Source organism: Parabacteroides hominis (genome assembly GCF_014287585.1).
Taxonomy (GTDB): domain Bacteria; phylum Bacteroidota; class Bacteroidia; order Bacteroidales; family Tannerellaceae; genus Parabacteroides; species Parabacteroides hominis.
On record NZ_JACOOJ010000022.1, the window covers coordinates 45,241 to 57,830 of the forward strand.

A 12,590-nucleotide genomic window follows, 5' to 3' on the forward strand; every position below is an offset into this window, starting at 1 on the left:
ATGGATAAAAAAGCGTTATTTCAACTCTTTAATACGGATATTACGGAACTTAACGGGAGAACCATGACCTAAGAAACCGATATGTCCTTTCTTATTGAACAGACCCGGATGTTCCTTATGGTCGGCAGTACCGTTCTTTGTCGCTTCACGAATATTGCCTTCCATGATCACCACACCGTTGACCGTCACCTTGATATTATCGCCATCGGCTACAATTTCTTCATAATTCCATTCGCCCGCAGGCTTGAAGGCCTTATGATGGTCGGCCTTTGCCGGGATGATTCCATAAACGGAACCATGATGCTGCAAAGGAGTAATATCCTTATAAATCGGATGTTCGCAATCCAGAATCTGGATTTCCATGCCGACATAAGCTGCATCCCCTTCCATCGGGGTACGGATACCGACACCGTTATTAGCACCCGGCGTCAACTGGAATTCGAAGCGATATACGAAATTGCCATATTCGTCTTTCGTATACAAGTTGCCGCCGTAGCTCTTGCTCGGAATCATGGAGATACAACCGTCTTCCAAGGTATAGTCGACCGTATTGCCTGTCCATTCATGCATATTCGTACCGTCGAACAAAACCTTGAAACCTTCCTTTTCTTCTTCGGCTGAAAGTTTGAACGGTTCCTTGCGTTCCAGCTCTTTTACATAAATATTCCGGTAATAAACCTTGCTGCCATGAGCCTGCAATTCGATCTGTTCGATCGGGAAAATCGGCAGCTTGCGATCCCAATAGTTTTCCAGGATCACGTCATCCACGACTTTTTCACCATTCAGCACGACTGTTACACGGTCACCAACCATCTTGATATAAAAGCTGTTCCATTCGCCCAATTTATTATCGGCCACTTTCGATGGCTTGCTTTCGTTCACCTGGTTGTTGTATAATCCACCGGAACCGACCTGTGCCCCTACGTTTACACGTGAAGTATCCCAAATCTGTACCTGAGGCGTACCACGCAGGTAAATACCGGCATCCGCTTCAGGGCCGGCCGGATCGAGCATCCAGTCTACATACATTTCGAAGTCGCCATATTGTTTTTCCGTACACAGGTTGTCGTAACCGCTTCCATCGAATACCAACAGCCCATCTTCGACCTTCCAATCCCGACGCATGTTTTCATCGGCTTTGGCCTGTTCTTTGGCCAATTGTGCCGGTTTCATCTTCGCACGGGCAATCGGGTTCTGTACCAGACCTTTCCAGCCGGTCAGATCCTTACCGTTGAACAAAGAAACGAATCCTTCGCCTTGCGGCATCTCGGCCAGATGTTTCTTGATCGCTTCCTTCTGGTATCCGGCATCCGGATTGTCAAGCACTTCCATCACTTTGTTCAATAAAGCACGGACATTCGTACCCATATACTCTTTATTTCCCAAAGCAATATTCATGACGGCATTGGCGGCAGCCTGCTGTACAGGTTTCTGATCCAGGAATTCACCGGCATACAACATGCCTAAGAATGTTCCGGTATTTTCAATCTGTTGCAGGATCGCGATCTTCTGTGCATCCGTTTTAGCAATTTCCATTGCCTTACGCAGGCTTAACAAACGGTTTTCACCTGTAAATGCCGGATTGGAAACCAGCTTCACATAAGTAGTGAGAGCCGGGTCAAAATAATTGGAAGAGGGGTTTTCTTTGCAGATCGTATATAATTCGTCCGCCACTTCAATACCCTTCCAGTTCAGCAAGGCTTCGAAGGCAGCATCCCGTTTGACACCCGTATTGGAACGGAAACCCTTCACGATCGTTGCCAACGCATCCGGTTGGCCGGTAGAAGACAATACCAGATAATACAAATAATCCTTATTGCCAGCCTGCAACATACGGCGTGTCACCGTTTCGACCCGGTCGGCAGCCGGAAGAGAGGACAATGCCGAAATAACAGCCCGTTGCATAGGAGGAACAGCCAATGCATCAGCCGTTTCCAACATTCCGCACATATTGGTTATATCCCGTTCTCCCACCACATCCTTCAAAGCCACATAAGCCGCGGCTTTCACTTCAGGGGAACCCGTCTGGATCTGATCCAGTACGGTGTTGATATTGGCGGTAGCCTTGCGCATAGCCAACAATTCGAGTCCGGCTATTTTACCCGCATTGGCAGCAGAAGAGACAGCTTTCGCCACTGCCCCGTCGATATCACCGGGGAAGGCAGCCAAAGCATCCTGTCCCAGCAGGACCACCTGCTTGTCATCGCTTTTCAGCAATTCGGCCAACGAAGGAATATAAGACTTATCCCCAATCTTCACCAATGTCCAGGTAGCAGCCTGTTTCACGTCGAAGTTTGCATCACCGAGCTGTTCCAACAGGATTTGCTTGGCAGGAAGATCGAAACGTATTTCCAGATTCCGGATAACGTCGTGTTTGGAGGGCTTCTTGGCCTCGCGTCCGATCCAGTTCAGGATATCCACCTTCAGTTCCGGCTTGGCTTTCGGAACCATTTTCATCAGTTCGATATACAGCTCTTTATCTGTAAAGTTGGAAGCGTAACTTAAAGCCGCGTTCCGGTAGTTCTTGCTCGGATCTTTCATGGCAGCAACGACTATCTTGGAGACTTTGGCCGGCTCCTCGGCTGCTAAAAGTATCTGCAAAGCCGCTTCCCGTGTCTGTTCCTGTCCTGCCTTAGCCGCCTCTTTCTGCAATTTCTTGGCTGCTTTAACAACTCTTGCCGGATCTCCGGGATAAGCCAAACGATTCAACAAAGCGATGTAAGCCTCTGTCGCTCCTGTCTTATCCATCGCATAGCCAGCTTTGGCTGCTGCATCCGCTAAAAGTTCCATTGAGTTATTAGATCCCACACGGCTCAAAGCGTACAACACTACCTTTTGCATATTTGGATCCGAAGCGCCAAGCAAAGCTTGCAAGACAGGTTCAGCCTCATCCACCTGAGCATCGGCAATCGCACGGATCACATCCTTTTGTGTTTTAGGAGAACCTGTTCGGCTCTTCAAGGCTGCAACCAAGGCCTGTCCGGCTTTTTTGCTACCGTTGGCAGCCAGTGCACTGGCAGCGGGACCGCTCAATGACTCATCATTCAGATAAGATGCCAGTACATCTATGCATTCGTCTTTTCCTAAAATCTGAAGTTGGCGGATAATAAACGCTTTCGTTTCGCGCTCATTCACCATTTCCAAAGCCTTCAGATAAGCATTTGCAGTCACTAACCTGGCATTCTCCTCTCCTTTCCCCATGACGTAATGCGTCAAGCCGCTCAAAGCGTAATCGACATTTGCGTTACTGCCTTTGCCCGGAGCATTTATCATGTTTACCAGCATCAGAACACCCTCTTCGCCGGTAGAACTCAAATCACCAATCAGTTTATTGTATGCCGCTTGTTTCGCCGCAGGCATCTGAGCCAACACATCGGCAGCGGTCGTTTTGGCCGTACGGTTGGCCGGGGTCTGCGCCATCAGCATGCTTCCGCATAACAGTAAGGCTGCTATTGATATATATGCTTTTCTCATTATGTTTCGAATTTTGAATGAATTAAATATTCCAGGGTGCTCTCATCGGCTGGTCCAGCAAACGATTTGCAGCCTCGTCGTCAATAAATTCAAGTTTTACCGGATCGAAATTCAGCGTCCGGTTCAGACGCAAAGCCACTGCTCCCATATTGACAATAGTAGCCGAGCGGAAACCATTCCGTTCGTTCAGGGCAAAAGGCTGGCGTGTCCTCACGCATTCGATAAAGTCCGTAACCTGAGGTTCGGGTTCGGGGAAGTCGGCAAGCTTCTTCTCCCAATCAGGAATATCGCATACAAAATTCTTATATACATTACCTTTCGGCCCGGCAATATACGGCGTATTCGGATCACCGAAATCACCACCCCAAAGGATAATCTGGCAACCATCGTCATACGTGTAGGTGATGGAACGCCAAGTACCGACAGCATCCGGATGTTGTTGCGGCGCATCTACTTCGACCTTAACCGGGCTGGTATCGTCTTTACCTAATATATATTGTACGGGATCGATATAGTGCTGCCCCATGTCACCGAGTCCGCCTCCGTCATAATCCCAATATCCACGGAAAGTCTGATGTACACGATGGGCATTATAAGGCTTATAAGGAGCCGGGCCCAACCACATATCATAATCCAGCTCAGACGGAACCGATTGCGGTTCAAGATATTCTTTACCCACCCAGAAAAACTTCCAGTTAAAACCGGTATGCGCACTGATCGTCACTTTCAAAGGCCATCCTAAGAGTCCGCTCTGCACCAGTTTCTTCAACGGCTTGACGGGAGTTCCCAGTCCGTAGAACTGGTCTGTAAAACGGAACCAGGTATTCAGGCGGAACATACGTCCGTATTGCTGTACGGCCTCCATCACACGCTTACCTTCTCCGATCGTACGGGTCATCGGCTTTTCACACCAGATGTCTTTTCCTGCTTTAGCGGCCTCGACAGACATGATGCCATGCCAATGAGGCGGGGTGGCAATATGCACGATATCGACATTCGGGTCCAGAATCAAATCGCGGAAATCATGATAAGCGGCTATTTTTTCCTTCACCAGTTTCTTTCCCAGTTCAAGGTGATTTTTATCAACGTCACAAACGGCAACCAAACGTGTACCGGCATAACCCACATGGCCTCTTCCCATACCTCCGGTACCAATAATACCTTTAGTCAATTGATCACTTGGAGCGATATACCCGTTTCCCAATACGTGGCGCGGCACAATCGAAAAGAGTGCAACCCCTCCAAGGGTTTTCAGAAAACCTCTTCTGCTTGTTCTCATAGTAAAATAATAATTTATATAGATTAGCTACTAATTCTTTCAAAATATAAATAACATCTGACAAATATACTAATTATTTAGTTGATTTTGCAGATGTATTTAATAGATCTTGCAAATATTTGCGGGTTTGGACAACATAATCATGCCGTGCACCGTTTAATTCACATTCGATAGTCAATGCTCCCTGGAAGCCCTGTTTTTTTAATTCCGCGATAACTGCCGGAAAATCGACTTCTCCTGTCGGGATAGGAACCTCGGCTCCCAATTCATACGGATTGTTCGGGTCCGGATATTTACCGTCTTTAGCATGAAACTCCTTGATCAGGCTTCCGAATTGCTTCACGGCATCCAAAGAGTTCGCTTTCCCGTACATTAATAAATTAGCCAAATCGCAATTTACAAATACATTGCCTGTGCCTATATCTTTGATGGCACGGATCAACGTCGTCGGAGTTTCCTGCCCGGTTTCAAAATAAATCATCATATCACGCTCTTTGGCATAATTCGCCAAGTCTTGCATAACTTTAATAAAATCCTTGTATTGTTCGGAAGAGGGATCTTCCGGGATAAAACCGAAATGGGAGTGCATAGCGGGAATCCCAGCCATTGCGCAGAAATCAATCATTTCATGATATACTTCAATTTTTTCTGCCCGTTCTTCTTTTGGAACCAAACCGATCGTAGCCGGTCCCTGCCGGAAGTTCCACTGGTTTTTGCTGCCCGGCACACCGACAACTGTCGTTACCTTGATATTATGTTTCTTTGATGCAGCCTTTACCTTTTCAGCAAACTCTTTCGTAAATGCGTTTTTTCTATAATTAAGTTCACAAGAGCCGAATCCCTGATCATGCAGATCCTTAAAGCTTTTATCTATATCGCTCAAATCATATTGGATAACTCCGATCGTTATTTTATCTTGAGCCATCATTCCGGAACACATGAACAGCAAAGCAAAAATCAATAAAGAGAATTTAGTTTTCATCGCCTGACACAGATTAAGTTAATAAATAATAGAAAATAAAAAGAGGGACAACCAAAGGGGTTGTAAGTCTTTTTGGTCTCCCTCTTCATATATAAAAAACAAAAGTAATAATTTATTCCATTGTGGGGTTAAAAGTTCCGCCCCAATTATTATTTTGTTCGAGATTTGGATTTTCATCAAGGTTGACTTTCTGAATCGGGAAGAAATAGAAAGACTCTTCAATTACGAATTCTCTTTCTGCCGCTTCCGTATAAGGAACTTGATGGATGACATAACGAAAATCGCCTGTTGTCAATTCGTTGTTGTTCATCTTTGTTCTTGCCGTATTCAAATTCATATCAGTTCCATCCGGATTGATAGCAATCGCTTCAATGCCATGCTTAGTCCAACCGGCCAGTTTCATCATGTTACGCGTACGACGCAAATCCCAAAAACGATGACCTTCGAAACACAGTTCTATATTTCGCTCATCCAGAATTGCCTGGCGAATTGCTTCACGGCTACCAACATTCAAGCCGTAAAGCCCATCGCTTCCTACTTCAATTCCGGCACGTTTCCTAATTTGTTTCAACATTTCGACAGCCACATCCGAATGACCTGTTTCATTAGCAGCCTCGGCATAAATAAACATCACTTCAGCAAAACGCATCAGGATATAATCGATATCATACGTCATAACCTTGTCCTGAGTCAATGTCAAATCTGCTGCTTTATAAATATAAAGACCAGAAAAAATATCATTATTCACGGCGTTTGTATGCGCAGCAGGATTCACACCATACTGGTCATCCGGACTACTAATGCCCAACGCATTATACTGTCTGTAATCGGAAGGCTTTCCTGCCACGGGATATTCACGGCCATTATATAAACATACATTATTAAAACGAGGATCTCTATTCAACCAGAAAGATTTTAATAAAGCCTGTTCATCACTTACATAATATTTTCCGGTCGGATCATCATAACGCTTACCATCCATCATCGGAAAATTTTTGACAAATTCCCAAGTCGGATTATTATAAGGTTTATCACGACTGACAGATGCCGGACGCGTCGTATATTCCCAAGACGAAGTTTTGTTCGGATTCGAATTCACTACGGCAAACACAACTTCCGGTCCCTGCTCTTGTATCCAGATATCAGCATATTCAGGAGTTAATGAAATACCTTTAGCAACACAAAAGTCATAGGCTTCTTTTGCAGCAGTATAAGCCTCATCCCAATAAGGATTACCATACGGGTTACTCGGATTGAATTGCGGTGAAGCTTTCAACAACAACGCCTTAGCTTTCCATGCTTTAGCAAAACACTGGTCTATACGACCATAATCTGCAGAACTGCCTGCAATCTTCTCCGGCAATAAAGTTATGGCGTGATCCAGATCTTCAACCATAAATTGAAAACATTCCGGCGTAGAATTACGCTTCACATACAAATCATCCTTGTCTTTATCCTGAGGAATTTTAATATAAGGGACACCGCCATGATGTAGAACCATCCAATAGTAAGTATAAGCACGCATAAAATAAGCCTGCCCCAATAACTCATTGGCTGTTTTACTATCCAACAAACCTTCTTCCAAGCGTTTAATCGCTTCATTAATATGGCGAATCGTCGTATAGTCCCATTTTTTATAAGAACCACCTGTTTCCGTAATAGTTCCCAAATACCAAGGCATACCCGTCACTTGTTCGGAGTTATTATCAGCTCCGGCACTCCAGTTACCAAAACACTCCGAATAAAGATTATTCACATACGCTGTTGCCAGGCTGGCATCATCCCAGACCATAGATTCATCATAGCTATTCAGGTTATCGATATCCAGCGTATCGCAACCTGTCACCATTCCGCCTAAAACAAGAACGGTACTGATTATTGCATATTTAATTTTTTTCATTTTCATATTCTTTCCGATTTAAATTTAGAACGAGAAATTAAGGCCAAAAGAAAATGTTTTCATCAACGGATATGAATCATAATATTTCTGTTCAGGATCCAAAAATTCCGTTACTGCCGAAATGCAGAATAAGTTGGTTGCATTAGCAAATACCTGAGCATGGGAAATACCCAATGGACGAAGAATTGCTTTCGGTAAATCATAACCGATATTCAAATTTTTCAAACGGAGATAAGCACCGTTACGCATCCAAAAACTGGTGTTTCCAGCTCCTGATTCATACCAGCTTGAACCTACGATACGCGGGTAAACGCCATTCGGATTATATTCCGGATCATATACTTTGTCGCTTGTCCAAATCGGAAAATAGGGACGGACAGCACCACCATGCTGATAAAAACCACCATCGACACCACCGACAAAACGGTCATATTTGCCGACCCCCTGGAAATGGACATCAACAGTAATACCTTTCCATTTAATATTACCGCCAAAACCATAATTAATACGTGGTGTTCCATTTTCACTCAATAAATTATAAGCATCATTGCCATCGATACGGCCATCAGGTCCTTCCGTATAACCATCGCCACGCGTATCTTTATACAAAATACCACCTAAATAAGGATCCCGTCCGAATTGCTTGAAACCTGTTGCCTTCAAAGCATCCACCTCAGCCTGATCCGTCAGCAAGTGATCGGCAATCAAACCAGTCAATATACCATTCGCTTTACCAACCGGCGACAATGCATGCAAATTTCCTCCTTCCTGATAAGTAGCAGAAACATCTAAAACGTCCCATTTATCACGGGCAAAACCTAAATTCACATAAGCAGAATAATCGATTGCTCCGTTAGCAGCCTTATCCATCCAGGTCAAGGCCAGTTCACCGCCTCTCCAAGAACGCTCTGCATAGTTTTCAGGAGCTAAAGACTGTCCATAAGTACTCGGAAGCGTCACTGTACGCGGTCCAAGAATATCGACCTCTTTACGATAGAAGGCATCGAACGTACCAGATAAACGATTATTAAAGAAACCGAAATCCAAACCTCCATTATAAGTAGTAGAAGTAGCCCAAGTCAACATCGGATTGGGAGTCGCGCCTGCCGTAATCGTATTAGCCAGATTGCTTCCAAATATATATGTGCCACCCGTATTATATTTCTGTAAATAAGAAAAAGCCGTAATTTTATCGATCGGATCTTTGCTCAAATCCAAATCATTACCGGTCGTACCATAAGATGCACGCAATTTCAAATTACTTAACCAACCGGATGTCTTCTCCATAAATGGTTCTTGGCTGATACGCCATGCGGCAGATACGGACGGGAAGAATCCCCAGCGATGTCCGTCTGGGAACAACGTGTTGCCATCATAACGGAAAGAAAACTCGGCAATATATTTCTGGTCGAACGTATAATTGAAACGTCCTATCCAGGAAAGACGCCCACCGGTATATTCTTCTGCATCCCCCCAACGGCGTTCTGCATCTTTAGAATAATTAAACATCTGGTCAATATTGGCAAGCGGTTGTTCAGCTTTCGCTTGTGTCCACTCTCCTCCATTTGCAGCCTGTTCAAAAACAATCATACCACCGACATCATGTTTGCCGAACGTATTTGCATAGTTTACAAACCAGTTGAATTGTTCTGTCCACAATTGCTTCATACGATAATCCAGATTCTCATAATTCTGGGAAAAGTTAAACGTATTATATTCATTCAGATTCAAAGGAGCCGGCAAAAAGCGGTTTCCTTCGGGATCTGCCTGCTGGAACTTGTAGTTTTTCTGGAAGGTCATAAATCTCTTACGAGAATAGTCATGTCCGATATAACTCCCCACGATCTTCGAACTCAAGCCTTTCGTGATAAAGTCAAGATTGAAGTCAAACGAAACAATACCGTTCATATTACGACGACGAGTTTTCAAATAACGATCACCCACCACTTGGTCTACCGGATTCCATCCTTGCCAAGAACCATAATCCTGGTAGATCGGGTAATCCGTAATAGTAGCAGACGGAGTACCATCCAAGTTAGAATAAAACGGTGTTGTTTTCATCGCATTGAACGTACAACGATATAAATCATATACAGCCTGATCGTCATCATCCGAGAACGGCCAATAGAAACGTTTATCATTAGATTGGTTTGCATCCAAATTTACATTCATCTTGATATATTTGCTCAATTCCATCGTTAAATTCGAACGCAAAGAAAATTTCTTATTTTCCAAAGAGACATAAGAACCTTCTTCAGCCAGGAAAGATCCCATTACATAATATTGAACCTTATCACTACCACCCGTCACGCTCAAAGAATGTTTCGTGTTCCAAGGATTCTGCCAGATATAATCATTGACATTATAGTTAATGTTGTTATCACGGAAATAAGCATATTCGGCTTCACCATTAGGTTCTTTCGTCCCCTGAAAACGAGCAACGGCATTTTGGTAATCCAAATCGTCGATAGCCGTCCATCTATCTGCAAACAGTTCCTGAGTAGACTTACTGAAAGCATAGGAACCTTGATAATTGAAAACCGGCTTTTGGTTCTTTACACCCCCTTTAGTCGTCACTAAAACGACACCGTTACCGGCAGCAGATCCATAAATAGAAGCAGATGCCGCATCTTTCAAGAAACTCATCTGGTCGATTTCGTACGGTTCCAGATTATCAAAAGCCTCTTTATCACGGATCACACCGTCGATTACAAACAACGGATCACCAAAACCTCCACGCATACGGATTTCAGAAGAAGACCCCATCAAACCGGAATTACCGGTAATAGTTGCACCCGGAGCACGTCCAGCCAATGAGTTTGACAAGTTCGTATTAGGGATAACGGACAATTCTTCCGCTTTCACATTTGAGATAGAGCCTGTCATGTTCACTTTCTTCTGTACACCATATCCTACTACCACCACCTCGTCCAACTTTTGAGTATCTTCGTGCAAAGTGATCTGGTAGGTTGTCTTATCCTTCGTTACTTGAATCGCCTGATCGAGATACCCGATATATGAAATCAACAAAGTGGCTCCATCAGGAATTCCATCCAACGTAAATTCCCCATCAATATTTGTGATCGTTCCAACCCCTGCTCCATCTTTCAAGACAATATTCGCACCGATAACCGGCAATCCGGTATCATCGACAACAACGCCTGAAATAATTTTTTTCTGCTGTTGCATCACAGCCATAACAGGTTCAGACTGGACACTTCTTCTTGTATTATTATCCTTCAGGAATACACGGTTATTTACAATCTTATAAGAGATACCCGTATTTTTAAATACCTCTTTCAGAACATTTTCTATATGTTCGTTTTTAAGGTTAACAGAAATCTTGGATATTTTCTTATTCAATAAAGTTTCATCATAAGAAAATTCATATCCAGTCTGTTCGCTAATACTCCGTATGACAGTACCGACCGTTGTCTGATTCAAGGCCAGTTCCAGATTCACATACAAAGAATGCGCATCGCTTGTCGCCATGGCGGGCGATGCGGCTGACAAAAACATTGCTAATGTCGCAATTGATGCTTTTTTAATCATACATGTGATTCAATAATGTTAGTACTAAGTTTTTAAGTTATAGTTTTCTTTTGCTTGTGTGTGTTTTGCTTTTCTGTTCTGTTATTTCACCATAGGCACTTCCTTTTTATTATTCATATATAAAAACCTCATCCCCCTCTATCCTGTATCGGATAGGGGCCAAAAACTTCAAGAGTTTCAGGATGTCAGGCAAGCTTTCATCCTCGTTGATCACACACCGGAACTTGCGCTGGGCAAGCTTCGATGATTCCAAATTTATGTTCACATTAAATTTTACGGAGAGTTGGTTGACTATTTCCCTGAGCGTGACATTCTCGAAGACGAACTGGTTCAGTCGCCACGCCGTACATATATTCACATCCACAACCTCTGTGGCATATTCGTTTTTACGATTGTTATACGTCACCTTTTCTCCCGGCGACATATCTAAGACAGCTTTCCATTGCTTATCGAGTAAGGCAACTTTGCCTCTCGCTAAAACGGTTTCTACGTTCTGGTGTTCCTCGTCTGTTTTAACATTGAAAGCGGTTCCAAGAACCTTGATATTCACATAATTCGTTGAAATATATAGTGGAGATTGTGCATTCTTTGCAACGTCAAAGAATGCTTCTCCTTGCAAGGAGAGTTTACGATTGTCTGCCGTAAAAGTTTCGGGTATTTTCAGAGAGGAACCCGATTTTAACCAGGCAGTCGATCCATCCGCAAGTTTTATTTTTTTTACATCTTCACTTTGCTTCACCGTAATCGTTACATAATTGTCAGGTTTCAAATAATCCCATCCCACATAAGAAAAAGAAACAAGTAGCAAGACTACGGCTGCATACCTCATCACAGAACGAAATATTTGAAATCGTCTTCTACTATCTATCTTGACATTCAATCCATTCAACGCCTTTTCTATATGTTCAGGCGTATTATATTGAGTAAACTTCCACGAAACGCGAAGTTTTACCAATTTAGAAAAAATATCTTCATTCTCAATTGATAACACACGCCACCTTTCCACTTTTTCCATTTCTTCAGGAGAAAGTGTATCGGTCAAATATTTCGCTAAAAGTCTATAATCAAAATCCATTTTATTTCCTTTTACTTAATGCTAAACGAACAACTCGGAAAAAATACTGAGAAACAATCCAAAATTAATCTAATCTTAACATTCCTTCCAATAAACCCGTCGATCGAAATATTACAAAAAACAATTTTACGGATCAAAATGGCTAACACATTGAGTTTACGGATAAGAGTTTTTACTGTCAATTTGATTTATTTAAGGCCATTCTTATAACGCGCAGATCTTTCTATTTTCCCATTTCAGCCTCAATACTGCGTGATTCCACATAAGTCTCCCGAAATCATCTAAATGATTTTTATAATGATCTGAATGGTTTTGAAAAACCATTCAG

6 protein-coding genes are annotated in these 12,590 nt (G+C 43.2%); all 6 read right to left on the reverse strand.

The window, feature by feature from the left end:
* Window positions 1-15 precede the first annotated feature (15 nt).
* Window positions 16-3,474 (reverse strand): DUF1080 domain-containing protein, encoded by a 3,459-nt coding sequence (locus H8S65_RS12745; protein WP_186930335.1) that lies wholly within the window; start codon window positions 3,472-3,474, stop codon window positions 16-18.
* A 22-nt stretch (window positions 3,475-3,496) separates the two neighbouring features.
* Window positions 3,497-4,753 (reverse strand): Gfo/Idh/MocA family oxidoreductase, encoded by a 1,257-nt coding sequence (locus H8S65_RS12750; RefSeq protein WP_186930336.1) that lies wholly within the window; start codon window positions 4,751-4,753, stop codon window positions 3,497-3,499.
* Window positions 4,754-4,826: 73 nt separating this feature from the next.
* Window positions 4,827-5,735, reverse strand: coding sequence for a sugar phosphate isomerase/epimerase family protein (locus tag H8S65_RS12755; protein ID WP_186930337.1), 909 nt, complete (start codon window positions 5,733-5,735; stop codon window positions 4,827-4,829).
* 112 nt (window positions 5,736-5,847) lie between these two features.
* Window positions 5,848-7,641 carry a RagB/SusD family nutrient uptake outer membrane protein gene (locus H8S65_RS12760; RefSeq protein WP_186930338.1) on the reverse strand — a complete coding sequence of 598 codons (1,794 nt, stop codon included), beginning with the start codon at window positions 7,639-7,641 and terminating at the stop codon, window positions 5,848-5,850.
* Between the two features lie 18 nt (window positions 7,642-7,659).
* Window positions 7,660-11,187: a TonB-dependent receptor gene (locus H8S65_RS12765; protein WP_186930339.1), complete on the reverse strand. Its 3,528-nt coding sequence runs from the start codon at window positions 11,185-11,187 to the stop codon at window positions 7,660-7,662.
* 109 nt (window positions 11,188-11,296) lie between these two features.
* A complete protein-coding gene (locus H8S65_RS12770) occupies window positions 11,297-12,262 on the reverse strand; it encodes a FecR family protein (protein WP_186930340.1) in 966 nt (321 codons plus the stop codon).
* Window positions 12,263-12,590: the final 328 nt, after the last annotated feature.